The sequence below is a fragment of the Brevundimonas sp. DW-iso22 genome (assembly GCF_058725425.1).
Genome location: NZ_JBZXEB010000003.1, coordinates 130,945 through 154,502, shown reverse-complemented (window position 1 = coordinate 154,502; position 23,558 = coordinate 130,945). Strand labels below are relative to the sequence as shown.

The 23,558-nt window shown below is 65.4% G+C and carries 24 protein-coding genes; 7 read left to right on the top strand and 17 right to left on the bottom strand.

Annotation, left to right across the window (positions count from 1 at the left end; translation table 11 throughout):
* Positions 1-14 precede the first annotated feature (14 nt).
* The gene (locus AC4PRM_RS04305; RefSeq protein ID WP_492038918.1) at positions 15-956 is read left to right on the top strand and encodes an N-formylglutamate amidohydrolase; all 942 of its coding nucleotides are present in this window, start codon (positions 15-17) and stop codon (positions 954-956) included.
* A 258-nt stretch (positions 957-1,214) separates the two neighbouring features.
* On the opposite strand, the gene AC4PRM_RS04300 is transcribed toward AC4PRM_RS04305, so the two are convergent.
* Positions 1,215-1,901, bottom strand: coding sequence for a DUF599 domain-containing protein (locus AC4PRM_RS04300; protein WP_373256956.1), 687 nt, complete (start codon positions 1,899-1,901; stop codon positions 1,215-1,217).
* A gap of 143 nt (positions 1,902-2,044) precedes the next feature.
* Between AC4PRM_RS04300 and ppa the strand changes: the two genes are divergently transcribed.
* Positions 2,045-2,608, top strand: coding sequence for an inorganic diphosphatase (ppa, locus tag AC4PRM_RS04295; protein WP_492038917.1), 564 nt, complete (start codon positions 2,045-2,047; stop codon positions 2,606-2,608).
* A 153-nt stretch (positions 2,609-2,761) separates the two neighbouring features.
* On the opposite strand, the gene AC4PRM_RS04290 is transcribed toward ppa, so the two are convergent.
* The 10 genes from AC4PRM_RS04290 to AC4PRM_RS04245 all read right to left on the bottom strand — a co-directional run bounded on the left by AC4PRM_RS04290 (position 2,762) and on the right by AC4PRM_RS04245 (position 12,456).
* Positions 2,762-3,382: an EipA family protein gene (locus AC4PRM_RS04290; protein ID WP_292173338.1), complete on the bottom strand. Its 621-nt coding sequence runs from the start codon at positions 3,380-3,382 to the stop codon at positions 2,762-2,764.
* A 120-nt stretch (positions 3,383-3,502) separates the two neighbouring features.
* A complete protein-coding gene (pheT, locus tag AC4PRM_RS04285) occupies positions 3,503-5,911 on the bottom strand; it encodes a phenylalanine--tRNA ligase subunit beta (protein ID WP_492038916.1) in 2,409 nt (802 codons plus the stop codon).
* Positions 5,908-6,306, bottom strand: coding sequence for a hypothetical protein (locus AC4PRM_RS04280; protein WP_492038915.1), 399 nt, complete (start codon positions 6,304-6,306; stop codon positions 5,908-5,910). The genes pheT and AC4PRM_RS04280 overlap by 4 nt, the downstream gene beginning before the upstream one ends.
* Entirely contained in the window at positions 6,303-6,716 is a 414-nt protein-coding gene (locus AC4PRM_RS04275; protein ID WP_373256960.1) for a hypothetical protein, read from the bottom strand. Before AC4PRM_RS04275 ends, AC4PRM_RS04280 begins: the two co-directional genes overlap by 4 nt.
* An 8-nt stretch (positions 6,717-6,724) precedes the next feature.
* A complete protein-coding gene (gene pheS, locus AC4PRM_RS04270) occupies positions 6,725-7,801 on the bottom strand; it encodes a phenylalanine--tRNA ligase subunit alpha (RefSeq protein WP_492038914.1) in 1,077 nt (358 codons plus the stop codon).
* An 86-nt stretch (positions 7,802-7,887) separates the two neighbouring features.
* Positions 7,888-8,247 carry a 50S ribosomal protein L20 gene (gene rplT, locus AC4PRM_RS04265; RefSeq protein WP_292173351.1) on the bottom strand — a complete coding sequence of 120 codons (360 nt, stop codon included), beginning with the start codon at positions 8,245-8,247 and terminating at the stop codon, positions 7,888-7,890.
* Between the two features lie 109 nt (positions 8,248-8,356).
* On the bottom strand, positions 8,357-8,554 hold the full coding sequence (rpmI, locus tag AC4PRM_RS04260) for a 50S ribosomal protein L35 (protein WP_003166435.1): 198 nt from the start codon (positions 8,552-8,554) through the stop codon (positions 8,357-8,359).
* A gap of 159 nt (positions 8,555-8,713) precedes the next feature.
* The gene (locus AC4PRM_RS04255; protein ID WP_492038913.1) at positions 8,714-10,672 is read right to left on the bottom strand and encodes an alpha/beta hydrolase family protein; all 1,959 of its coding nucleotides are present in this window, start codon (positions 10,670-10,672) and stop codon (positions 8,714-8,716) included.
* Between the two features lie 169 nt (positions 10,673-10,841).
* Complete coding sequence (gene infC / locus AC4PRM_RS04250; RefSeq protein ID WP_373256962.1) at positions 10,842-11,363, bottom strand: translation initiation factor IF-3; 522 nt, start codon at positions 11,361-11,363, stop codon at positions 10,842-10,844.
* Positions 11,364-11,508: 145 nt separating this feature from the next.
* A complete protein-coding gene (locus tag AC4PRM_RS04245) occupies positions 11,509-12,456 on the bottom strand; it encodes a glycosyltransferase family 9 protein (RefSeq protein ID WP_492038912.1) in 948 nt (315 codons plus the stop codon).
* A gap of 90 nt (positions 12,457-12,546) precedes the next feature.
* Between AC4PRM_RS04245 and AC4PRM_RS04240 the strand changes: the two genes are divergently transcribed.
* Together AC4PRM_RS04240 and AC4PRM_RS04235 are read left to right on the top strand one after the other, a co-directional pair.
* Positions 12,547-13,284, top strand: coding sequence for an alpha/beta fold hydrolase (locus AC4PRM_RS04240; RefSeq protein ID WP_492038911.1), 738 nt, complete (start codon positions 12,547-12,549; stop codon positions 13,282-13,284).
* A 43-nt stretch (positions 13,285-13,327) separates the two neighbouring features.
* Positions 13,328-13,546 (top strand): hypothetical protein, encoded by a 219-nt coding sequence (locus AC4PRM_RS04235; RefSeq protein ID WP_492038910.1) that lies wholly within the window; start codon positions 13,328-13,330, stop codon positions 13,544-13,546.
* A gap of 6 nt (positions 13,547-13,552) precedes the next feature.
* On the opposite strand, the gene AC4PRM_RS04230 is transcribed toward AC4PRM_RS04235, so the two are convergent.
* Positions 13,553-14,443, bottom strand: a complete 891-nt coding sequence (locus AC4PRM_RS04230) for a UTP--glucose-1-phosphate uridylyltransferase (RefSeq protein WP_373256966.1) — start codon at positions 14,441-14,443, stop codon at positions 13,553-13,555.
* Between the two features lie 55 nt (positions 14,444-14,498).
* Entirely contained in the window at positions 14,499-16,313 is a 1,815-nt protein-coding gene (gene glmS / locus AC4PRM_RS04225) for a glutamine--fructose-6-phosphate transaminase (isomerizing) (protein WP_492038909.1), read from the bottom strand.
* A 166-nt stretch (positions 16,314-16,479) separates the two neighbouring features.
* Here glmS and glmM point away from each other — a divergent pair, with 166 nt between their 5' ends.
* Positions 16,480-17,829, top strand: coding sequence for a phosphoglucosamine mutase (gene glmM / locus AC4PRM_RS04220; RefSeq protein WP_492038908.1), 1,350 nt, complete (start codon positions 16,480-16,482; stop codon positions 17,827-17,829).
* 4 nt (positions 17,830-17,833) lie between these two features.
* On the opposite strand, the gene AC4PRM_RS04215 is transcribed toward glmM, so the two are convergent.
* From AC4PRM_RS04215 to AC4PRM_RS04200, 4 genes are read right to left on the bottom strand one after another with little or no spacing between them, the layout of a single operon-like run.
* Positions 17,834-18,418, bottom strand: coding sequence for a DUF805 domain-containing protein (locus AC4PRM_RS04215; protein WP_492038907.1), 585 nt, complete (start codon positions 18,416-18,418; stop codon positions 17,834-17,836).
* The gene (locus tag AC4PRM_RS04210; protein ID WP_492038906.1) at positions 18,418-19,185 is read right to left on the bottom strand and encodes a ribonuclease T2 family protein; all 768 of its coding nucleotides are present in this window, start codon (positions 19,183-19,185) and stop codon (positions 18,418-18,420) included. The genes AC4PRM_RS04215 and AC4PRM_RS04210 overlap by 1 nt, the downstream gene beginning before the upstream one ends.
* Positions 19,185-20,507 carry an FAD/NAD(P)-binding protein gene (locus AC4PRM_RS04205; RefSeq protein WP_492038905.1) on the bottom strand — a complete coding sequence of 441 codons (1,323 nt, stop codon included), beginning with the start codon at positions 20,505-20,507 and terminating at the stop codon, positions 19,185-19,187. Before AC4PRM_RS04205 ends, AC4PRM_RS04210 begins: the two co-directional genes overlap by 1 nt.
* A gap of 28 nt (positions 20,508-20,535) precedes the next feature.
* Positions 20,536-22,035 (bottom strand): phosphomannomutase/phosphoglucomutase, encoded by a 1,500-nt coding sequence (locus AC4PRM_RS04200; RefSeq protein ID WP_492038904.1) that lies wholly within the window; start codon positions 22,033-22,035, stop codon positions 20,536-20,538.
* A 138-nt stretch (positions 22,036-22,173) separates the two neighbouring features.
* Here AC4PRM_RS04200 and gpmA point away from each other — a divergent pair, with 138 nt between their 5' ends.
* Complete coding sequence (gene gpmA, locus AC4PRM_RS04195) at positions 22,174-22,899, top strand: 2,3-diphosphoglycerate-dependent phosphoglycerate mutase (protein WP_487921137.1); 726 nt, start codon at positions 22,174-22,176, stop codon at positions 22,897-22,899.
* A complete protein-coding gene (ribD, locus tag AC4PRM_RS04190) occupies positions 22,896-23,534 on the top strand; it encodes a bifunctional diaminohydroxyphosphoribosylaminopyrimidine deaminase/5-amino-6-(5-phosphoribosylamino)uracil reductase RibD (RefSeq protein ID WP_373256974.1) in 639 nt (212 codons plus the stop codon). The genes gpmA and ribD overlap by 4 nt, the downstream gene beginning before the upstream one ends.
* Positions 23,535-23,558 lie beyond the last annotated feature (24 nt).

The following is a 23,558-nucleotide window of genomic DNA, read 5'->3' as shown; positions in this document are numbered from 1 at the left end:
ACGGTAAACCGGCCATGAAAATCACCGTTTGCGCGAGTGGTGAAGCTGTGGACGGAGCCTGTTTTCCTCACACCGAAACAGGATATGGCTCGACCATGGATCAGGGTGGCGACGAGCAGGCTGACGGCAAGGGAAGGGGCGCGCCTTATGTTGTTACGTCTGCCTCACGCCCTGGCCGGTTCGTCTTCGCTTCCCCGCATTCCGGCACACTCTACCCCGATGACATGGCGGCGTCGCCGCATCTGGACGAGGGGGGGCTACGCAGTGCCGAAGATGCGCTGATCGATCGGTTGATCGCCTCGGGGCCTTCGCAGGGGGCCGGGGTGATCGCGGCCACGGTGGGGCGGGCCTATCTGGACCTGAACCGTGATCCCGAAGAGCTGGATCCAGTGCTCATCGAGGGGGTGGCGGCCGGAGCGGCGACATTGCGCACTTCAGCCGGATACGGCGTCGTGGCCCGGCTGTCGGGGGACGGGTACCCGCTATATGATCGGACGCTATCGATGTCCGAGGTGGTGGGGCGGATCGATCGAGTCCATCGCCCCTATCATACGGCCCTGTCGGACCTGATGCAGGAGACATGGGCGCGTGAAGGTTTGGCTGTGCTGATCGACTGGCATTCGATGCCGTCGCGGGTGACACGGACAGGGGCTGGTGTGCGGGGCGTCGACGTCGTGCTGGGCGACCGGCATGGGACGGCGTGCGACCCGGCCCTGACGCGGCGGCTGAAGGCTCTGTTCGAGGGTCTGGGCTGGCGGGTGGCGCTGAACCATCCCTATGCAGGCGGCTGGACGACGCAGGTCTGGGGGCGACCGGCTGAGGGTTATCAGGCTATCCAGATCGAGCTGAACCGCGCGCTGTATTTGGACGAGGCGACGCGGCTGCCGGGGCCGGGGTGGTCACGGTGTGAAAAAGGGGTGTCGCGGGTCATCGCCGCCTTGCTGTCCGACGGCTGATCAACCCGAGTAGCAGACAGAAAAAAGGCCGCGCCCGAAGGCGCGGCTTGAAAAGTCTATAGGGAGGAAACGCCCAGGAAGGGCATGACGCCGAAGCGTCGAAAATCAAGCTAGTGTGCGGTGCACAATCCGTCAAGCGGGTATTTCGCACCTGCGGTAACGCTGTGTAACGGGGTGTTTGGCCTTCAGGGGATTGTCGTAACCGGTTTCAGCGGCAAGTTTCGCCCCCAGGGTGCCGCTGCTGCGAACGACCGACCGCTATTTGGGATCCAACAGCCGTCGGGCGCTCCGCAAGGCCCTCGCCGCAGGCGATCCGGCCTGTCGCCAGACCAGAAGCCCGGTCGTCAGGGCCACACCCAGCGCCAGCCAGATCGGTCCGAACAGCCAGGCGGCCGCCGCCAGCGAGAAGTAATAGCCGCGCACTCCCTGACTGAAGGCCCCCAAGGCCGGATTCATCACGCCCGTCGCTGCCTCGCCCAAAGCCACGCGGTCCGCCTCTGTATGGGCTTCCGGTGCCGCTCCGATCAGGGCCAGGGCGTAGTTCAGCTGCCGGATCGACCAGATGAAATCCAGGAAACCGCGCGCCAGACAGACCAGCACCAGCGCCATCTTGGCTTCCATGAGTTTCAGCGGCACCTGTTCTGCTCCAACCACGGCAAAGCCTTGCAAGGCCGCCTCGCCGCCGAACAGAACGCTGGCGACCGCCGCGATCAGCAGCAGGTTGGTCGAGGCGAAGAAGCTGGCGGTGTTGATGGAGTTGCCCATCAGATGGCTGTCGATCAGCCTGACCTCGCGGTGGGTCATGGCCGTCATCCAGACACGGCGGATCACGGTCATGTCGTCGTTCAGCGAGCCGCTGCTGCGCGCCAGCAGGGTCAGGAACGGTCCGTAGCCCAGCCAGCACACGACAAAGAGCGACAGGGCCAGTCCATCCAGCAGGGTCATCGTCGTGCTCCTTCGGTCTGTCTCTTCCTGCCGTCAGCGGACGGTGGGGGCAAGGGTGCGGGGCCGCAATGCTTGCCTAGAAGCCATCCGGAGCCTATCACGCGCGCCTCCCCGTCTTGCAGTGCACAACAGTTGAGCCCGTCATGAACATCGACGCCATCCCCGTCGGCCCCAATCCCCCCTGGGACCTGAATGTCATTATCGAGATCCCGCAGGGTGGCCTGCCGGTGAAGTACGAGATGGACAAGGATAGCGGTGCCCTGTTCGTGGACCGCTTCCTGCACACGGCCATGTATTATCCGGGCAACTACGGCTTCGTGCCGCACACCTTGGCCGACGACGGTGACCCTTGCGACGTCATGGTGCTGAACCCTGCGCCGGTGGTGCCGGGCTGTGTCATCCGCTGCCGCCCGATCGGCGTGCTGATGATGGAAGACGAGGCCGGTGGCGACGACAAGATCCTGGCCGTGCCGGTCGACAAGCTGAACCCCTATTACACCGACATCGCCAGCTACCGTCAGCTGCCTGCCATCCTGGTCGAGCAGATCGAGCACTTCTTCACCCGCTACAAGGATCTGGAGAAGAACAAGTCGGTGACGGTCAAGGGCTGGGGCGACGCCGGCAAGGCCGCCGAACTGATCGCCGACGGCATGCGGGCGCATGACGCCAAGCAAAAGGCCGAGGGCAAGGCCGCCAGCGCCGCCTGATAAGAAAAAGGGGCGAGGCCGCAGCGGCCTCGCCCCTTTTCAATTCTGACTTCAGCGCTCAAGCAGCGAGCCGCCGCGCGGCGAGCGCTAGCGCCAAAGAATGTTGCTCAAGCAGCGAGCGACCGGCTCGCGAGTGTTAGCGCTCTTCCCTCACTAGAAAGGAAGAATGTTCCGCTGGCGGCTGTAGGCCATGCTGCCGACGTTGGCACCGGCGCGCAGGCCCACGCCCGTGCGGATCGGGGCCAGGACGATGCCGTCCGCGCGCTGATAGTTCACGCCAAGGCCCCCGATCAGATAGGCTGTACCTTCCACGCCAGGGTAACGGCGATAGATCATGTCGGGGTGGTACAGGCCGTAGACCAGGGTGAAGACCCGGCTGGCATTGCCGCCGATGTCCCAGCCGATCGAAATCCCCTGCCAGAAGACTTCCTGCGAAGCGGACAGGTCCTTCATGTGCAGGGCCCCGCGTCCGTAGCGCAGGCCTATGGCGGCGGCCCCGGCGGCTTCCTCGCCCGCGATATAGGCTGTTGGACGGTCACCGTTGTCGGCAAAGATGCGCTCGATCGCGCCGCCGATGGCCTCGGCGGCGATGCCCAGTTCGCGCGAACCGGCGGCGACCAGCTCGTCGGCCGTATAGGCCTGGGCGTTCTGGTCGGAGCGGATCGGATAGTTGGGGTCGGACGGCTGGCCGTTGTTGGTGGTGGCGCAGGCGGACAGGCCGACGGTTCCGGCGGTGGCGGCGAGGCCCGAGAGGATCAACTGGCGGCGATGCATGACTTTTGGCTCCGAAGGCGAGACGGTCCGCCCGACTGGCGCGGGCGCTGACGACACCGTCGCCGCTCTTTGAGTCAGCCTTGCGGCGGCAAGGTTAACGGAACCTTGCCGCGCGCCGGATTAGGCCCGCAGAACTGCGCCTGTCTTGGCCGCCGCCGCGACGATCTTCGCCGACAAGGCCTCGATTTCGGGCTCGGTCAGGGTGGCCTCGCGCGGCTGAATCATGACTTCCAGCCCGACCGAGGCATGGCCTTCGGCCACGCCCTGGCCGCGATACAGGTCGAAGACCCGCACATCAGTGATCAGGGCCTTGTCCGCCCCGGCCACGGCGCGGACCAGTTCTCCGGCTGCCTTGCCGTCCTCGACCACAAAGGCGAAGTCGCGGCTGAGCGGCATCAGGTTGGCCAGTTGGGCCGGACCGCGGGTCTTGGCTTTGGCCCCGCGTGGTTCGGGCACGGAATCCAGCACGATCTCGAACGCCAGCATGGGACCGTCTGCGTCCAGCGCCTTGAGCACGCGGGGGTGCAGGGCTCCGAACTCTGCGATCACGGTCTTGGGGCCCAGTTGCAGGCGTGCGGACCGGCCTGGATGCCACCAGTCGCGGTTCTGGCCCTGAACCAGCTGCAGCGAGGCGACGGGTGCGCCGAGCTGGCTCAGCAGGGCCATCAGATCACCCTTCAGGCCGAACAGAGCCTCTTCGCCGTTTCCGCTCCAGTGACGGGCGGCATGAGGCGCGATCAGGCCGGCGATGACGGTGCGCTGACCGGTCGGCTGATCGTCCAGATAGATGGGGCCAATCTCGAACAGGGCCGCATCGGCATGGCCGCGCGCAGCATTGCGGGCGGCCGCCTGGATCAGGTTGGGCAGGGCGGAGGGCCGCATGCAGTCGAGGTCCGCCGCGATGGGGTTCTCGACCAGCAGGCGGTCGTCACCGCCGCCGAACAGGGTCGCGGTCGACTGTTTGGTGAAGGACCAGGTGACGGCCTCGGCATAGCCCATGGCGGCCAAGGCGCGTCGTGCCAGCCGCACGCGGGCCTGACGCGGGTTCAGCACACCGCGCGACGGTGCGCCCTGATCGGGCAAGGGGGTTGAGGGCAGGGCACCGTAGCCCTCGATCCGCGCGACTTCCTCGATCAGGTCAGCCGCGCCTTCGACATCGCGCCGCCACGAGGGTGGGGTGACGGTCCAGGTCGAGCCACGTGCGATCTCGAAGCCCAAGGCACTCAGGATTTCAGCGATGCGGTCGTCGCTCAGGCTCAGACCCGTCAACCGCTCCACCCGCGCGGGATCGAAGGTGACGGGCGCGGGCAGGGCCGGGGCCTGTCCGGCGACGATGACGTCGGATGGCTCGCCCCCGCACAGGTCCAGGATCAGCCGCGTGGCCAGTTCCAGGCCCGGCACGACCGAGGCCGTGTCCACGCCCCGCGCGAACCGGTATTGGGCGTCGGAGCTGATGCTCAGGGTGCGGCCGGTCTGGGCCGTGGTGATCGGATCGAACCAGGCGCTCTCGAGGAAGACGTCGGTGGTGTCCTCGGAACAGCCGGTGCTCTCGCCGCCCATGACGCCGCCCAGGCCGATGGGACGCTCGCCCGCTGCATCGGCGATGACGCACATGTCGATGCCAAGCGCATAGGTCTTGCCGTCCAAGGCGATCAGATGTTCGGGCTCTCCCGTATCCGACGCGACCTGACCACCACGCACGACGATCTGGGACCCCACCAGCTTGGCGGCATCATAGACATGCAGGGGCCGGGCGCGGTCGTAGGCGATCAGATTGGTCACATCCACCAGACGGTTGATCGAACGCAGGCCGATCGCGCTGAGGCGATGCTGCAGCCAGGCGGGCGATGGCCCGTTCTTCACGCCCCGGATCAGTCGCCCGGCGAATACGAGGCACAGCTCGGGCGTCTCGATCCGGACGGTGATGGGGCAGGCAAAGCCGCCGCGCACTGTGGCGATCTCATAGTCGATCAGGGTGCCCATGCCGGTTGCGGCCAGGTCGCGCGCGATGCCGGCAACGCCCAGCCAGTCGGGGCGGTTGGGGGTGACCTCGAAATCAATGACCGGCTCGGCCCCGAAAACAGCGGCGGCGGGCGTGCCGACCTGAAGCTGGCCGGGCAGGTCCAGAATACCGTCGCTATCGCCGGGTTGTTCCAGTTCCGACGCGGAGCACAGCATGCCGTTGGAGATCACGCCCCGCACCGGCTTTTCGACCAGGGTGACGCCTAGCCCCGGGACATAGGCCCCGATGGGCGCATAGATGGTGGTCAGGCCCGCCCGCGCGTTGGGCGCACCGCAGACGATCTCCTTCATTCCGTCGACGGTCTCGACCTGACAGACGCGCAGCCGATCGGCATTGGGATGCTGTTCCGCCGAGACGATCTTCGCCACTGTGAACGGAGCCAGGGTCGCTATGGGATCGTGGACGTCCTCGACCTCCAGACCGGCCATGGTCATGGCTTCGGCCACCGTGGCGGCATCAGCCTCTGTGTTCAGGTGGGACTTCAGCCAGGAGAGGGTGAATTTCATGTCTTTGGGGCGGTTCCGGAAACGAGAAGAAGCTGGTCCAGAATTTCGGACGGCCCGGTGAAGCCGACGTTGAGGAACTCGCAGCCGTCGAACAGGGTATCGCGGAAGGGGATGGTGCCCAAGGCTCGCTTGCCTTCGGCCCTGAGCACCAGGTTTCGCATGTCGCCGTCGGGATCGCCGAAGTTGCAGTCGTTGAAACGGACACCCATGGAGACCAGCATGATGGCCGGCCCCTGAAGGCGGCATCCGCGAAATGTGCGACCGACGATAACGCCCAGCCCCGGGCCGTTGTTGTCGACATGCAGGTCGAAGAGGTTCAGATCGACGTCTTCGAAAACCGTCGCGCGAAGGTCTGACGCGATGCGAATCTCACGGGTGATCGGCAGCCGGCTCATGACGACGCGCTCGCCTGACTGCGAATCCCGGATGCCATCTCATCCAGCAGCTGGTCCGAGCCGGTGAAGCCTACCTGCACGAAGCGGCAACGCACGAACCGGCAGTTCGAAACGCCGACCACGCCAGCCATCTTCACATCGCTGACAGGGCGATAAAGCAGTGCTTTCACGTCGGTCGTCGTGCCCATCGCGCAGCTATCGAAAAAGGTGCCGTTCATCACGGCCATGACTGCAGGGCCTTCGATTACACAATCCGTAAACGTCTTGTCCTTGATCGACATTTCACCCGCATTCCAGTGCTGGACTGCCAGCATGGGCAGCCATACCGCTTCCTTCTCAAAGGTAGTGCGGGCCACCAGAGCACGGCCGGCGGCCTCTTCGGCTGACATCGGGGTGGTTTGGTCGGTCATGATGATCCTTAGCTCAGGCCCGAGGCCGGGTTGGGGGCAGCAAAGGCGGAGAACCCGTAGTGGGCCAGCCAGCGGGTGTCGGCGTCGAACATGGGGCGCAGGTCGGGAATGCCGTATTTCAGCATCGCCAGGCGATCCACGCCCATGCCGAAGGCAAAGCCCTGATACTCGTCCGGGTCGATGCCGCAGTTTTCCAGCACATTGGGGTGAACCATGCCGCAGCCCAGGATCTCCATCCAGCTGTCGCCGGTGTTCAGCTTCAGCTCCCCGCCCGAACGGTCGCAGCGGATGTCCATCTCGGCCGAGGGCTCGGTGAAGGGGAAGTGGTGCGGCCTGAACCGCGCGTCGACCTGATCAAGCTCGAAGAAGCGCGCGACGAAGGTTTCCAGCGTCCACTTCAAATGGCCCATATGGATGTTCTTGTCGATCACCAGACCTTCGACCTGATGGAACATCGGCGTGTGGGTGGCGTCCGAGTCCTTACGGAACGTCCGGCCGGGGGCGATGATGCGGATCGGCGGCTGTTGCGACATCATTGTGCGCACCTGAACCGGGCTGGTGTGCGTCCTCAGGACCTTGCGTTCGCCGGTCTCCGGATCGGGCTTCAGGAAGAAGGTGTCGTGCATTTCCCGCGCCGGGTGTTTGGGCGGGAAATTCAGGGCCGTGAAGTTGTGGAAGTCGTCCTCGATGTCCGGACCTTCGGCGACGGCGAAGCCCATGTCGGCGAACAGGGCGATCATCTCGTCCATCACCTGCATGGTCGGATGGACGCTGCCCGCCCGGCGCGACCGTGACGGCAGCGTCAGGTCGATGCGCTCGCTCAGAAGCCGGGCGTCCAACTCAGCGGCTTCCAGCTCGGCCTTGCGGGCCGCCAGTCCGGCGGCGACACGGTCGCGCAGGCCATTGATCACAGGCCCCTGCTCGCGCCGCTCATCAGGACTCATGGCCCCCATGCCCTTGAGCAGGCCAGAGATGACGCCGGTCTTGCCCAGGGCCGAGATGCGGATGTCTTCGACGGCGGCGACGCTGTCGGCCGCACCAATGGCATTGATCAGGTCGAGTTCAAGTTGGGCGAGATCGGTCATTGTGAGTTTCGTCTAGCCGCTGGGGCTCAAAGCAAAAAGCCCCCCGGCGCGAACCGGGGGGCTTTTCAGCATCCGTTACCGGAAAATCAGGCGGCCTTCAGGGCGTCGCGGACCTTGTCGGCGATGGCCTTGAACGCGCCTTCGTCGGCAGCCATCGCGGCCAGGACCTTGCGGTCCAGTTCGATGCCGGCCTGGCCCAGGCCGTGGATGAACTGGCTGTAGGTGAAGCCTTCGATCCGGGCGGCGGCGTTGATGCGCTGGATCCACAGGGCGCGGAAGTTGCGCTTCTTGGTGCGGCGGTCGCGATAGGCATATTGCCCGGCGCGGTCCACGGCGGCCTTGGCCGTGCGGATGGTGTTCTTGCGACGGCCCCGGAAGCCCTTGGCCTGTTCCAGAACCTTCTTGTGTTTGGCGTGGGACGTTACGCCCCTTTTGACGCGAGCCATTTTGTTTTTCCTTCGGAGACCCCTATCGCGCGCCGCGCGGCGGCTTGCTGCTTGAGGGGATCAGTTCAAATTCAATGCGGTGAAGTCAGATCGGTATGTGCTCTGCGCCTCAGGCGTAGGGCATGTAGGATTTGATCTTCTTGGCGTCGGCATCGGCCATGACCGAGGTGCCGCGGTTCTGGCGGATGTATTTGCTGTTGTGGCTGATCAAGCGGTGACGCTTGCCTGCTACGCCGGCCTTGACCTTGCCAGTCGCCGTGAATTTGAAGCGCTTCTTGGCGCCCGACTTCGTCTTCAGTTTGGGCATTTCAGTTCTCTTTAATGAGTGGGCTATCGCCTGTCGGCTACTTGAGCCCACAGGAATATCCCTGATTAAGAACCGCCCAGGCATGCCTGTTAGCCCGGCGGTTCGGTACGCGAAGGCGCGGTCTCTAATCCAAGGACCGCTATAACGCAAGCCGGGACGTCAACGGGGCGGGTTGTGCAACTCCAGGAACCGCACGGTCTCTGTCAGCATGCGGAGCCGGGTTTCGCCGCGCGACAACCAGTGATCTTCGCCTTCAAGCTCCACGAACTCCACCGGCTTTCCAGCGCTCCGAAGAGCCTCCGCCATCAGTTGGCTCTGTCTAATCGGCACCACCGTATCGTCGCGGCCGTGGATCAATAGAATCGGCGCGTCGGCCTGAGCCGCCAACCGCGCCGGTGATCGGACGTCCAGCGAACGGTCGCCCGGCCCGTCCGCCCCAATGAAGCGGTTCCAGTAACGCACGGATTCGTTGTTCCTGCGACGTCCGTCACGGGCCTCCTGGTCAATCATCCGGCGCAGGTCCGAGACCCCGGCGACAGAAACGGCGCAGCGGTAGATGCCCTGATCCAGCGTCGGACCGGCGAGGGCGGCATAGCCGCCATAGCTGGCACCCACGATGCAGACCTTTTCGGGATCGACCAGCCCCTGTTCAGTCAGCCAGCGCACGCCGTCCGAAAGATCGGTCTGCATTTTCAGACCCCACTCTCCATAGCCGGCTTCAAGAAAGCTTTTGCCGTAGCCTGTCGAGCCGCGGAAATTGGCCTGGAGAACTGCATATCCGCGTGAAGCCAACGCCTGGGCCCACCAGTCAAATCCCATTCCGTCGCGTGCAGCGGGGCCGCCGTGAGGCAGAACCACCAGGGGCAGTGCGCGTGGGTCAGTCAGGCCAGGGGGCGTGGTAAGGTAGCCGTGGATCTCAAGCCCATCGTCGGCCGAATAGCTGATCGGCCGAACTGGTGCCACTTGATCCGCCGAGAGAGCCGGGTAGGTTTCGCCAAGGGCGTTCACGGCGCGTCTATCGAGATCGACGACATGATAGGACCCGGCATCGCCGGGCCCTTCGGTGAGGACCAGCACCGTCTGCAGGTCTGCAGACCATGACACCAACTGCGGATGACGGTCGGGAAATGCGCTGGAAACCTTGGCCCAGGCCTCGGCGGCGGCAGGATCGAAAAAGACGTAGCTCGTCCCGGTATCCTGCACAGAGGCTCCGCCTATCAGCACACGCGTCGCGGGGTGGAAAAGCAGAAACGTCGGATGCCGCTCGAATGGCAGAGGCGTGCGGACGCCGGAACGGTCGACTTCGAACAGAGCGACGCCTTCGTCCTCTTCTGTGGATTCTTCTCTCTCGGCGCGCGAGGCTGACACTACGACAGAGCGTCCGTCGCGACCGAGCCCCAACAGGGCGGGTGGGTCCAACAAGGCGTTAGTGCTCCAGACCTCACGGCTCTGGCGAGCGTCGGGGAAGGTCAGGCCCCATTTCCCACTACCCTCGTCATAGGTTGATCGGGCGACCAGGCCGCCCGCCGCGTCAAGAACCACGTCCTCCACATTTCGGTCGAGGTTCGCAGCCTCACGGCCCCGGCCTGTTGAGCTGTCCAGGCGGTAGAGGTTCAGGTGCCGATCGCGAAAACTGTAGGCCCTTACGAAGGCGGTTGGACCGTCGGGTGTGTCGCGCACAAAGGCCGGACCAGCCAGAATCGGCACCACCCCGGGTGCATTATTCAGAACGGACACGAGCCGGCGGCGTTCGATGTTGTAGATTTGTCCAAGGGCCAGTTCACCTCGGGGCCCACCGTCGCCCCAAACCGACTGGGTGGTCGTCGTTGTGATCAAAAGATCGCCACCGCCGATCCAGCTGAGATCCCGGACTTTCGCCAGACCAACCTCCACCCTACCCAGAAGCTGGGAGGTCCGTAGATCGATAACGACCAGGGCCCGACCGGTACCTGTGACTGTCACCAGGGCGACCCGGTCCCCATCGGGTGACGGCTCGACCAGTTCCAATGCCGGCAGGGCCCCGTAAACGTCCAGCGGAACACTCTGCGCGCGACCAGGCTGAGCCGTGGCGAACAGAAACATGACCGCCAGCACGGCGCCCTTGAAATGATTTGACACCAGCTTCCCCCGTGCGCCACGGGGCGCTGCGCGGAGGCTAACGCTGAACTCTGCTGGTGGGCAAGGGGCCCGGTGAGCTTGCGAGATCCCCTCTTCAAGGGGCAGGCACCAAAAAGAAACGCCCCAGCCGTTTCCAGGTGGGGCGTTGCGATGTGGTGAAATCGGCGTCCTATTTCGGAGCCAGGATCATGATCATTTGGCGGCCTTCCATGCGCGGGGCATATTCGACCTTGGCGACTTCGTCGAAGTCTTCCTGGACCTTGTTCAGCAGCTTCATGCCCAGTTCGGGGTGAGCCATTTCGCGGCCACGGAAGCGCAGCGTCACCTTGACCTTGTCGCCCTCGTCGAAGAAGCGGTGCATGGCCTTGGCCTTCACCTCATAATCGTGGGTGTCGATATTGGGCCGCAGCTTGATTTCCTTGAGCTCGACGACCTTCTGGCGCTTGCGGGCCTCGGCCTTCTTCTTCTGCTCCTGGAAACGGAATTTGCCGTAGTCGAGGATCTTCACCACCGGCGGTTCCGAGGTGGAGACGATCTGAACCAGGTCCATGCCCGCCTCTTCGGCGGCTTCCAGCGCGGCGGATGTGGGCATGACGCCCTGTTTCTCGCCGTTCTGATCGATCAGCAGAACGCGCGGCGCGCGGATATCCTGGTTCATGGGGGGGCCGTCCTTGACGGGCGGCTGGTTCATCGGACGGCGAATGGGCGTCGTTTCCTTGCGTGAATGGGGGTCGTGTGACGGCGAGGCGAAGGGCGCGACGGATCGCTCTCTTCACCCTGCGGGCTTCTATATGACCGCGAATGCGCCATTTCACAAGGTTCGGCGCGTGGATCGCCTAGCGGATGAAGTCGTCGTGCAAGGCCAGAACCGCCTGAAACACATGATCGACGCTGAGGTCCTCGATGGGAGCGAACTGACCGCGCGTCTCGTTGGAGGCGACCGTGCGGGTCTTGGGTCCCCACGGACCGTACAGCCACCATTCAGTCGGCCCGAACAGCCCCAGCGTCGGGCCGCCCAGCGCCGCCGATACATGCATCAGGCCGGAATCGTTGCCGACGAACAGGTCCGCCCGATCAATGGCGGCGGCCGAGGCCAGGATGTCTCCCTTGCCCACGAAGTCGATGCCGCGCGCTCCGGCAGCCTCCAGCGCGGGTGTCGCGGGTGGCCGGTCGCCCGGCCCGCCGACAGGCATAAAGCGCCAGCCATCGAAGCGTGGCTCAACCTTCAGCCTTTCGACCAGTGCGCCCCAGCGGTCGGCGGGCCAACTCTTCCCCGGCTGATGCGCGATCGGAGCAAGGGCGATGATGCGACCCGGTCCGGAGCCGGCAGACAGTTGAGGGTCGATGACGGCGGCAGCCTCAACCCGCGCCTGTTCGTCCAGCCAAATCTCGGGGTCCAGCGGCACCGCCGACCCCATCAGGCGCGACACCATCTCGACCTTGCGCAGGCCCGTCTCCCAGGAGCGGTTGTAGACGGTGCGACGCTTGGCCGTGACCAGATAGCTGAGTGCTGATCCACGGATGTCGATCACCAGGTCCCAGCGGGTGCCGACGACCTGTTTCCATAGATCGACCCAGTGTCCGGCCAGCTTCTTCTTGTCCAGGATGATCGTCCGCGTCACGCCCGGGGCCGAGCGAAAGAAGGGGGCGGGCGGGCGACCACAGGCGACGGTGATCTCGGCTCCTGGCATCTGGCGCAGAATCTCGCGGATGACGCCCGACGAAATTACGCAGTCGCCGATGCGGTTGGAGGTGACGAACAGAACCTGTGGCGCGGTAGACATGCGCCTGTGTTCCGTCATCGCGTAACGGGGTCAAGTCCGGCTTTGATCGACACCGAGTGACGAACCGCACAGGAGGCGGCAAAAGACACCATGAGCGACATCCAGACCTTGCGTCGCCCCGACGGCGAAACCCTGGCCTTCAAGCGCGTCGATGGCTCGGGCCCGACCGTCCTCTGGATCGGCGGCTTCCGCTCTGACATGGAGGGGACCAAGGCCCTGGCGCTCGATGCGGCGGCGCGCGAGCGGGGCTGGAACTTCGTCCGCTACGACCACTTCGCCCACGGCCAGTCATCCGGCGATTGGCGTCAGGCCACCATAGGCCGCTGGCGCGAGGATGCGATCGCTCTGATTGACAGTCTTGAAGGGCCGGTCATCCCGGTGGGCTCGTCCATGGGCGGCTGGATCGCCTTGCTGGCCGCACTGGCTCGGCCGGCGCGGATCAAGGCTCTGATCCTGATCAATCCGGCTCAGGACTTTACCGAGCGCCTGATGTGGCCCGGCCTTGCCGATCATGAACGTCAGACCATTCTGCGCGATGGCGAGACGACCATAGTCGAGGACGGGCTGGGTGAATACGTCCTGACCCGCACCATGTTCGAGGAGGCGCGTGACTGGCTGTTGCTGGACGGCATCATCCCTGTAGCGGCCCCGATTCATATCCTTCAGGGGCGCGACGATACGACTGTTCCTTGGAGGCATCAGGTAGAGCTGATCGCGCGTCTGTCCGGTGGCGACGTGTCTCTGGACCTCATCACCGGCGGCGATCACCGTCTGTCGTCACAGGTAGATCTGAAGAGGATGGTCGAAACGGTTGCGCGGAACCGCTGATCGGCGTTCACATTCCTTATTCAGACCAAAGGAAACATGACCCATGCGTATCGCCCTGGCTTCCACCGCGCTGGCCCTGTCATTGGCCGCTTGCGCCTCGTCTCCCGGACAGGACCGCTACACCAGTGAGTTCAACCGGCTTGCCGCCGACTGTGAGGCGCGAGGCGGCATTCTCGCACCCATTGGACGGCAGACCGGTCGTCCGCAGACTGACAATGTCTGTGAACTCCGCAACGGCGGCGGGCGGATCCCGAACCGTTAGACGGCTCTAGAGGAGGGCGCTGATCGCAGCCCTTGCCGCATCGCCCAGATCGGGGCGTTTCAGCGCGAGGGCGACATTGGCTCGCAACAGTCCGATCTTGTCGCCGCAGTCGTGGGTGATCCCCTCGTATTCGACCGCCGTGAAAGTCTGGTCCTTCATGAGCCGGGCCATGCCGTCGGTCAGCTGGATTTCGCCGCCTGCACCACGTGGCTGGTTTTCCAGTATGCCGAATATCTCCGGCTGCAGGATGTAGCGCCCGGATATGGAAAGGTTGGACGGTGCTTCGCCCCGTGGCGGCTTTTCGACCATGCCCTTCATGCGGATGTGTGCGCCGTTGCGCCCCTCGGGCCCGTCCAGGGGATCGACGATTCCGTACTTGTGGGTCTCGCTCTCGGGCACGGCCTCGACGCCGATGACATTGCCGCCCACCTGGGCATAGACCTCGGCAAGCTGCTTCAGCGCTCCTGGCTGCGAATCCACGATGACATCGGGCAGCAACACGGCAAAAGGCTCGTCACCGATGATGTCGCGGGCGCACCAGACGGCGTGGCCCAGGCCCAGGGGCTGCATCTGGCGGGTGAAGCTCATCTCGCCGGCGGTCGCCAGCTCGGCGATCATGGCCTCCAGAATCTCGGTCTTGCCCTTGGCCAGCAGCTGGGCCTCCAGTTCGATCTGGTGATCGAAATAGTCCTCGATCGCCCCCTTCGATCGCCCCGTAACGAAGACGATGTGCTCGATCCCGGCCTCGCGTGCCTCCTCCACGATGTAACTCAGGATCGGCCTGTCGACGACGTTCAGCAGCTCCTTGGGCGTTGTCTTGGTCCCGGGCAGGACACGTGTGCCCAGGCCCGCGACGGGCAGGACGGCCTTGCGGAGACGGCGGGAATGGTCGGTCATGGATGTTCCTGAGAAACGGCTCGAAGCAGCCTAACGCATTCGCAGCCAGTTGCGATCACTCAACTGTCACGGACTTGGCCAGGTTGCGCGGCTGGTCCACGTCCGTGCCTTTCTGGACGGCCGTATAGTAGGCCAGCAACTGCACCGGCACGGCATAGACCAGCGGGGCGATCAGGGGGTGACAGTCGGGAGCGTCGACGCGGCGAATTCCGGTGCCGTGCAGGTCGGGCGCAGACTGGGGCGCGATCATGATGACCGGACCACCACGTGCCGCAATTTCCTGCAGATTGGAGGCTGTCTTTTCGAACACATCGTCCAGCGGGGCCAGGGCGACGGTCGGCGTCTCCTCGTCGATCAGGGCGATGGGGCCGTGCTTCAGCTCGCCGGCGGCATAGCCCTCGGCGTGGATATAGCTGATCTCCTTCAGCTTCAGCGCCCCTTCCATGGCCAGGGGGAACATCGCCCCACGACCCAGAAACAGCACGTCGGTCGCCCGGGCTAGATCATGGGCCACGGCCTTCAGCGCATCCTCCATCAGCATGGCTTCGGCAATCAGGCGTGGGGCCTCGAACAGGGCCTTGACCAGCTCGGTCTCGCGGGTCGCGTCGATGGTGCCGCGCTGGACGCCCGCCGCCACGGCCAGGGCCAGCAGGGCCGCGACCTGGGCGGTGAAGGCCTTGGTGGAGGCGACGCCAATCTCGGGGCCCGCATGCGTGGGCCACAGATGATCGGCCTCGCGGGCCATCGATGACGAGTGCACATTGACCAGGGCGGCGGTCTTCAGTCCCTTGGCCTTGCACCAGGACAGGCTGGCCAGGGTGTCGGCGGTTTCGCCCGACTGGCTGACGGCGACGGCCAGGGTGCCCTTCGACAGAGCCGGGCTGCGATACCGAAACTCCGACGCGATCTCGACGTCGCAGGGCAGGCCGGCCAGCTTCTCGAACGCATAGCGCCCGATCTGACCCGCATAGAAGGCGGTGCCGCAGGCTACGATCTGGATGCGCTCGACGGCGGCAAAGTCGGTGTCACCGACACTGGCCTTGGCATTTACGAAGTCGAGGTAGTGGCTCAGCGTGTGCTGGACGCTGTCGGGCTGTTCATGGATTTCCTTCTCCATGAAGTGCCGATACTCGCCCTTCTCGACCAGGGCCGAGGAGGCGGAAACGGTGACGATCGGACGCTCGGCAGGCTGGCCCGACACGTCGAACATGCGTGCACCGTCGCGGTTCAGGGCGACGAAATCGCCTTCGTCCAGATAGCTGATCTTCTGGGTGAACGGCCCCACCGCCAGGGCGTCAGAGCCCAGATACATCTCGCCTTCGCCCCAACCGACGACCAGCGGGCTGCCGCGCCGCGCGCCAAGTATAAGCCCGTCCTCGCCCTCGATCAGCACGGCCAGGGCATAGGCTCCGGTCAGGCGGTCCAGCACGGACTTGAAGGCCACCAGCGGATCATTGCCCTTGGTCAGTTCGCGATCCAGAAGATGGGCGACCACCTCGGTGTCGGTCTGGCTTTCGAAGACGTGGCCCTCGGCGGCCAGATCGGCCTTCAGTTCGGCGAAGTTCTCGATGATGCCGTTGTGAACCAGTACGACCCGCCCCGCCTTGTGCGGATGGGCGTTGGCTGTGGTCGGCGCGCCGTGCGTGGCCCAGCGGGTATGGCCGATCCCGACAGTAGCCTCCAGCGGCTCGGCGGCCAGCACAGCTTCCAGCTCGCGAATCTTGCCTTTGGCGCGGCGGCGCTCGATGCGGCCCTCCACGAGGGCCGCAACCCCGGCGGAGTCATAGCCCCGGTATTCCAGCCGCTTCAGGCTGTCGATCAGACGGGGAACCGCCGGGCCGGTCCCGGTCACGCCGATGATGCCGCACATGAGAAATCGTCCTTGAGGAAACGGATGGGGCCCGCTTTGCGTGCGGGCGCGTGAGGGTCTAATCCGACCCTGAACTGTCACAACTCGCTTAGGCGACAGGGACGGGGTTCGCATCTAAAAAGCGGTTTCGCAAGATTTCTGCGACGCCGATCAGGGAAGACCAAGCTTGGCCGACAGACGCTATTTCGGGACCGACGGCATTCGTGGCCGCGCCAACACTCACCCCATGACGCCCGAGGTGGCGCTGCGTGTCGGCCTGGCGGCGGGGCGGATGTTCATGTCGTCCGACGACCGTCGCCACCTGGTGGTGATCGGCAAGGACACGCGCCTGTCGGGATATATGATCGAGCCGGCGCTGGTGGCGGGCTTCTCCTCGGCCGGCATGGACGTGCTGACGTTCGGGCCGCTGCCGACGCCTGGCGTGGCCATGATGACCCGGTCCATGCGTGCCGACATCGGGGTAATGATCTCCGCCTCGCACAACGCCTATCTGGACAATGGCATCAAGCTGTTCGGGCCGGACGGTTACAAGCTGTCGGATCAGGTCGAGCTGAAGATCGAATCCATGATGGACGAGGCGCTGGATTCCGGTCTGGCCCCGCCGGACAAGCTGGGCCGCGTCAAACGCATCGACGACGCCCAGGCCCGCTATGTCGAGATCGCCAAGGCCAGCTTCCCCAAGGGGCTTAGCCTGCAAGGCCTGCGCATCGCCGTCGATTGCGCCAATGGGGCTGGCTACAAGGTCGCACCGACCACGCTTTACGAACTGGGGGCCGAGGTCTTCTGCGTCGGGGTCGAGCCCAATGGCCTGAACATCAACGAAAACTGCGGCTCGACCCACCCACAGACGCTGGCCAAGGCCGTGCTGGAACACAAGGCCCACATCGGCATCGCCCTGGACGGCGACGCCGACCGACTGATCATCTGCGATGAGAAGGGCCAGGTCGTGGACGGCGACCAGATCATGGCCATGGTCGCCATCGACTGGGCCCGGCGCGGCCTGCTGACCGGCGGCGGACTGGTCGCCACGGTCATGTCCAACCTGGGGCTGGAGCGGGCCCTGGCCGCCGAGGGCCTGACGCTGGAGCGCACGGGCGTCGGCGACCGCTACGTCATGGAGCGGATGCGCCAGGGCGGTTTCAACATCGGCGGGGAACAGTCCGGCCACATCATCCTGCATGACCACGCCACGACCGGTGACGGCCTGATGAGCGCGCTTCAGGTGCTGGCCGTGCTGATCGAATCCGGCCGCCCCATGAGCGAACTGGCTCGCCAGTTCGACCCTGTGCCCCAGCTTCTGGAAAACGTCCGCTTCACCGGCGGAAAGCCTCTGGAAGACGCCGCCGTCAAGGCCGCCATCGCCGACGCCGAGGCCCGCCTCAAAGGCCAGGGGCGCCTCCTGGTCCGCCCCTCCGGCACCGAAAAACTGATCCGCGTCATGGCCGAGGGCGACGACGAAGCCCTGGTCAGGGCGGTGGTGGCGGACGTGGTCGCGGCGGTGAAGGCGGTGGGGTAGCAGCCTAGGCCACTTCCGCCCCGAAGCGGTTGGGTCCGGATGTTCCCTTCAGACACAGCATGACGATCAGGCTGATCAGGCCGATGATGTAGGCCATGTTGTTGAAGAACAGCAGAAAGAACAGGGCCAGGTTCGGTTCCGGTGACTGCATCATGTCGTTCATCATGATCGGGAAAACGCCAACGCCGAAAAGCAGAAACGGCACGGGCATCAGCCCCCAAAAGGCGGACTTTCCCAGGTCGTGGATGCGGCGACTGACGGCGGCGGCCAGCAAGGCGATGTAGGCGACCACACTGACGCCCATGACGGTGAAGAAAGCCGTGAAGTCCGGCATCACCCCATAGTCCGAGACATCCACGCTCGTGGAATAGTAGCCCGGCCCGCTTTCCACGGTGACCGTTTCGGGATGAGCCTGCGCAATCTGCATGGCTTCGGCCCAGAAGCTCGACATGACCCAGACCATGGCGGCGCCCATCACTACAAAGGTCAGCGCCACCGCAACGCCCGCATAGGGCCAGAACTGGCTGCGCCGGTCACGGCCGGAAAAGCGTGTCAGACTGCGAAAACCGCGAATGATCGGATTGGTCATCAACTTTCTCCCGCCACCGGTTCCACCGTCAGCACCACATTGTCCGGCGTCCCCAGCCCGCCGACCGGGCACCGCGCCGCCTTGAACTCCAGATCGTGGCAGATGCGGACCTCGCGCAGGCGGTTGCCGGAGGCGACGGCGACATAGATCGCATCACGGGGCAGGTCGGGGTTGGCGGCCACGAAGGCGTCGCGCAGTTGGCCTGCGGTGGGGCCGCGCGCGCCGGGGGCCAGAGTCGTGGGGTCAGGCCGGTTCAGGCCGTCGTACAACCGCGCCGCATCGGCGAAATAGGCCTCCGGTGTGTCCCAGCCACAGGTGCCGTGCGCGGCCCATTCGTGCTGGACCAGATCGACCGAGGGCGTGCGGCACAGGTTGGCGCGGATGGTGGCCTCCGGCACCTGGGTCGCCGGGCGGCAGTAGCGCGGATAAGGCCGCCCGTCCGCATTGGGCCACAGTCCGTGCAGGGTCCAGCCGAAGCGGTTGCTGCTCCCGCAGGCCAGGCCGCCCTTTCCATCGCCGCCGCCCTTGCAGGTCTCGGGCATCCAGGTGACGGCCAGCATATGGTACAGGATGGTCCGTCCGGCCACGACCTCGTCCGGCCTTACCCGCTCCATCTCGGGTGGGGGAAGACTTGTCGGCAGGATGCAGGTCCCGGGACCTGCCGCTGACGTCACGAGCGTGTCCGAAGCCGGACTCAGTCGCGCCTCGCACGACGCCAGCAAGGTGCCGCCGAGTATCAGCAGGCTGATCAACCCCAGGCGTTCCATCACGCCGTCTCCGTCGTCGTTGCCTTCAATGTCGCCGCCACATCTTCGATCCGCTTGCGGATATCGGGCACGGCGATGGTTTCCCAGAAGGCGGCTCTTGCCGGCGGACCCAGGACCATCAGCCGCTCGTCCGGCACGCCGTCGGCGTTCAGCACGCGCCCCTGCGCATCCAGATCCAGCCCCAGCCGCAACGCATCCAGTCGCGCCCGACCTGCGGCGATCAGCGGTCCGGTCAGAGAAGCCTTCGCGGGATCATGCCCCGGCCCGGTGCAGTCGATCAGCCAGTGGCCGGTGATCGGCGGGAGTTCCGGTCCGCGCCGGGGTCGCCAGTCCAGGGTCACGCCCGTTTCGTCCTGATCGATCCGCTTGACCCGTCCCGCCATGATCGTCAGCCGACCCTCGGCCTCCAGCGCCTCCAGCGCGGCGGCGATACGGTCGGCGATGCGGTGCCGGTGCACGTCCCACCAGGGGCGCAGGTGGCGCACGAAGCGTGCCCTCAGATCGCTGTCCGCCGCCGCCCACAGATCGGCGGTGACCGGCCTCAGACCCTCCATGACCGAGCGCCAGCCGCTCTCGCCTGCCATGCGCCGGGCCTCGGCCAGACGACGCGAGGCGGGGGCCAGTTTCAGCATGCCGGTGGGTGTCGCCGGGGTGTCGGGCGTCACCTCATGCGCCCGGGGCTTCAGCCCGCGCCGCGACAGGGCCAAGGCCTTGCCCCGCCATCCCCGTGCGACCAGCCACTGCACCATGTCGACCATGGTCAGGCCGGTACCGACGATGATCACGTCGTCTTCGTCACCAATCCGGTCCAGCGCCCCGGCGGCCCAGGGATCGCCGATGATCCGCCCTGCAACCTCGCCCGGCGCTGCCGTCTTCGGGGCCGGGTTGCCGGTGGCCAGCACGACAGCGTCAGCCTCGATCAAACGACCGTCTGCCAATCGCACGGCGGCGTCCTCGACCGCTACGGCTTGTCCAACGACGCGCGTGATCAGGCCAGGATGCGCCGCCTCGACGCCCGCCAGCCGGTCCTGCACATAGAGGCCGTAGAGCCTCCGGGGCGCGAAGCCCTCGGGCGCGGCCTGGTCGGGCTGATGAGCCTGAAGCCACTGCACGAAGTCGTCAGGCCGCCCCTCGACCGCGCTCATCCGATTGGAGCGGACGTTCAGCAGGTGCCCGTCGAACGGCGTCGAATAGGCCACGCCGAGGCCGATGTCGGCGTCGCGGTCGATGACCGTCGATGTGATCCCGCTTTCGGCCAGCCGTGCTGCCAGCATGGCCCCGGAAAAGCCGCCGCCGACAATGGCGATGTGTCTGCCTGTCATGGCTCCCCCGAACCCGAGCCTGTCTGGCTCAGATTTCCTGGTTGTACTCGCCGATCTCGGAGTACTTGGCCAGTCGCGGCTTCACCTCGTCATGGAACAGCGCCCGCATGTCGTCGGCCGAGCGCATGCTCTCGACTACCACCACCAGTTCCGGCTTGTTGGATGAGGCGCGGACCAGCACCCAGGATCCGTCTTCCAGATGCACGCGCACGCCGTTGACGGTGATGGCCTCCACGATCTTGCGCCCCAGGATCGATCCGCCCGCATCGGCCAGGGCCTGATATTCGGCCACGACCCGCTCCAGAACCTCGTATTTCAGCTCGTCGTCGCAATGCGGCGACATGGTCAGGCTGGTCCAGGCGTCGGGCAGGGCGGCCTTCAGCTCGGACAGTTTTTTCCCGGGATTGCGGTCCAGCATGGCCAGAACGGCGCCCGCCGCGACAATGCCATCGTCATAACCGTGGCCCAGGGGCGCATTGAAGAAGAAATGCCCCGACTTCTCGAACCCGGCCAGGGCCCCCAGTTCGGCGGTCTTGCGCTTGATGTAGCTGTGGCCCGTCTTCCAGTAGACGGTCTCGGCACCATTGGCTTTCAGCACCTCATCGGTCTTGTACAGGCCGGTCGATTTCACATCGACGACGAAGGTGGCGTTGGGATGCAGGGCGCTCAGATCGCGGCCCAGCATCAGGCCGATCTTGTCGGCATAGATTTCCTCGCCTGTGTCATCGACCACGCCGCAGCGGTCGCCGTCACCGTCGAAGCCCAGAGCCAGGTCGGCGCCCGTCTCGCGCACCTTCGCTGCCATCTGCATCAGCATGGCGTGATCTTCGGGGTTCGGATTGTATTTGGGGAAGGTGTAGTCCAGCTCGGTGTCCATCTCGATCACCTCGGCCCCCATCCGGCGCAGGGCCTCGGGCGCAAACGCCCCGGCCGTGCCGTTGCCGCAGGCCGCAACGACCTTGATCGGGCGCGTCAGTGTCACCTTGGACACGATGTCGGCCAGATAGGCCTCGCGGAAGCCCTCGACGCGGGTCAGCGAGCCGCCTTTCCGGTCCACGCCTTCGCCGTTCAGCACGATGTCCTTCAACCGCCCGATCTCGTCAGGGCCGAAGGTCAGCGGCGGCTGGGCCCCCATCTTGACCCCGGTCCAGCCATTCTCGTTGTGGCTGGCGGTGACCATGGCCACGCAGGGTGCCTCCAGCTCGAACTGGGCGAAATAGGCCGTCGGCGACAGGGCCAGGCCGATGTCCAGCACCTCCATCCCGCCTTCCAGCAGACCCAGGATCAGCGCCTGTTTCACCGACAGCGAATAGGAGCGGTAGTCGTGGCCCACCACGATCCGGGGCGTCTGGCCAATCTCATGCACATAGGTGGCAAGGCCCAGGCCCAGCGCCTGGATGCCCAGAAGATTGATCTCCTTTTCCAGGATCCAGCGGGCATCGTACTCGCGGAACCCCGTCGGCTTGACCAGGGGCGTTGTCTCGTAGTCGGCGGTATTGGGTTTCAGATCCTGGCGGGGCTTGATCATGGTTCGATCCTGATGCGTTTCGCCCATCGTATAGACCGGGCGTCGGGACCGTCACAACGCGAGAGCGGCACAAGTGCTGCAAACCTTGACCGGTCAGTGGCCCCGGCCTACCGAAAAAGGACCTGTTTGGAGAGTTGAATGCCCCGCCTGATCCTGCTGCGTCACGGCCAGAGCCAGTGGAACCTGGAAAACCGCTTCACCGGATGGGTCGACGTCGACCTGACCGCCGAGGGCGAGGCCCAGGCCCGCAAGGGCGGCGACCTGATCGCACAGGCCGGGTTTCGTCCTGCGGTGATGTTCACCTCGGTGCTCAAGCGCGCGACGCGAACCGGAGCCTTGGCAATGGACTCCGCTGGACTGAAGGATATTCCTGTCGTCGAGGACTGGCGTCTGAACGAGCGTCACTATGGCGGCCTGACCGGGCTGGACAAGGCCGAGACAGCGGCCAAGCACGGCGAGGATCAGGTGAAAATCTGGCGGCGCAGCTACGATATTCCGCCGCCGCCACTGGCTCCTGGCGGCGAGTGGGATTTCGCGGGCGACCCCCGCTATGTCGGCAAGGCCATCCCCGATACCGAGAGCCTGAAGACGACCCTGGATCGCGTCCTGCCCTACTGGAACGAGGCGATCGCGCCGCGACTGAAGGCGGGCGAGGATGTGCTGATCGCGGCGCACGGCAACTCGCTGCGGGCGATCGTCAAACATCTGTTTGCCGTGCCGGACGACCGGATTGTCGGGGTCGAGATTCCGACCGGCAATCCGCTGGAGATCGATCTGGACGCCGGTCTGAGCCCGACCGCCGCGCGCTATCTGGACGCGGCGCGAGCCACCGACCTGCCGCCCCTGCCGGAAAGCGCATCATGACCGACGCCCAGGCTGCGTCCGACGATATCCGCTTCATGGGCCGGGCCATTGCCCTGGCGCGGGGCAATATGGGCCAGACCTGGCCCAATCCGTCGGTCGGCTGCGTCATCGTCAAGGATGGCGAAGTGGTGTCGGAAGCTGCAACCGCGTCGGGCGGACGGCCCCATGCCGAGGAACAGGCTGTCCCCGCGGCAGGCGACAAGGCGCGCGGTGCCACGGCCTATGTCACCATGGAGCCCTGCGGTGCCCGATCGTCGGGTCGGACGTCATGCTCGCATTTCCTGATCGACGCGGGCGTCGCACGGGTCGTCATCGCGGCCGTCGATCCGTCGCCCTTTGCTTCGGGTCGCGGCGTCGAGCGGCTGAAGAAGGCGGGGCTGGAGGTCGAGACCGGCCTGCTGGCCGATCAGGCAGCGGTTCTTTACGAAGGCTATCTGCACCGGGTCGAGACAGGGCGGCCCATGGTCCGCATCAGCGCTGATGGCGAGGGTTTCGACGCCCGCTTCGCCGCCTCGGCAAAGGCGGACCTGAACACCGAGCTGAAACGTCTGGGCGAGGCTGGATACACCCGCGTGTGGGTCGGCCCCGGCGAGCTGGCCGAGGCCCTGGCCGAGCAAGGACTGCTGACCGCCTGATCTTCGTCTCCCGCAAGGCTTCCT

Coding starts and splice junctions, on each gene's coding strand:
- AC4PRM_RS04305 (WP_492038918.1), top strand. CDS start 15: ATGAAAATCACCGTTTGCGCGAGTGGTGAAGCTGTGGACGGAGCCTGT.
- AC4PRM_RS04300 (WP_373256956.1), bottom strand. CDS start 1,901: ATGACCCTGCTGGATGGACTGGCCCTGTCGCTCTTTGTCGTGTGCTGG.
- ppa (WP_492038917.1), top strand. CDS start 2,045: ATGAACATCGACGCCATCCCCGTCGGCCCCAATCCCCCCTGGGACCTG.
- AC4PRM_RS04290 (WP_292173338.1), bottom strand. CDS start 3,382: ATGCATCGCCGCCAGTTGATCCTCTCGGGCCTCGCCGCCACCGCCGGA.
- pheT (WP_492038916.1), bottom strand. CDS start 5,911: ATGAAATTCACCCTCTCCTGGCTGAAGTCCCACCTGAACACAGAGGCT.
- AC4PRM_RS04280 (WP_492038915.1), bottom strand. CDS start 6,306: ATGAGCCGGCTGCCGATCACCCGTGAGATTCGCATCGCGTCAGACCTT.
- AC4PRM_RS04275 (WP_373256960.1), bottom strand. CDS start 6,716: ATGACCGACCAAACCACCCCGATGTCAGCCGAAGAGGCCGCCGGCCGT.
- pheS (WP_492038914.1), bottom strand. CDS start 7,801: ATGACCGATCTCGCCCAACTTGAACTCGACCTGATCAATGCCATTGGT.
- rplT (WP_292173351.1), bottom strand. CDS start 8,247: ATGGCTCGCGTCAAAAGGGGCGTAACGTCCCACGCCAAACACAAGAAG.
- rpmI (WP_003166435.1), bottom strand. CDS start 8,554: ATGCCCAAACTGAAGACGAAGTCGGGCGCCAAGAAGCGCTTCAAATTC.
- infC (WP_373256962.1), bottom strand. CDS start 11,363: ATGAACCAGCCGCCCGTCAAGGACGGCCCCCCCATGAACCAGGATATC.
- AC4PRM_RS04245 (WP_492038912.1), bottom strand. CDS start 12,456: ATGTCTACCGCGCCACAGGTTCTGTTCGTCACCTCCAACCGCATCGGC.
- AC4PRM_RS04240 (WP_492038911.1), top strand. CDS start 12,547: ATGAGCGACATCCAGACCTTGCGTCGCCCCGACGGCGAAACCCTGGCC.
- AC4PRM_RS04235 (WP_492038910.1), top strand. CDS start 13,328: ATGCGTATCGCCCTGGCTTCCACCGCGCTGGCCCTGTCATTGGCCGCT.
- AC4PRM_RS04230 (WP_373256966.1), bottom strand. CDS start 14,443: ATGACCGACCATTCCCGCCGTCTCCGCAAGGCCGTCCTGCCCGTCGCG.
- glmS (WP_492038909.1), bottom strand. CDS start 16,313: ATGTGCGGCATCATCGGCGTGACCGGGACCGGCCCGGCGGTTCCCCGT.
- AC4PRM_RS04215 (WP_492038907.1), bottom strand. CDS start 18,418: ATGACCAATCCGATCATTCGCGGTTTTCGCAGTCTGACACGCTTTTCC.
- AC4PRM_RS04210 (WP_492038906.1), bottom strand. CDS start 19,185: ATGGAACGCCTGGGGTTGATCAGCCTGCTGATACTCGGCGGCACCTTG.
- AC4PRM_RS04205 (WP_492038905.1), bottom strand. CDS start 20,507: ATGACAGGCAGACACATCGCCATTGTCGGCGGCGGCTTTTCCGGGGCC.
- AC4PRM_RS04200 (WP_492038904.1), bottom strand. CDS start 22,035: ATGATCAAGCCCCGCCAGGATCTGAAACCCAATACCGCCGACTACGAG.
- gpmA (WP_487921137.1), top strand. CDS start 22,174: ATGCCCCGCCTGATCCTGCTGCGTCACGGCCAGAGCCAGTGGAACCTG.
- ribD (WP_373256974.1), top strand. CDS start 22,896: ATGACCGACGCCCAGGCTGCGTCCGACGATATCCGCTTCATGGGCCGG.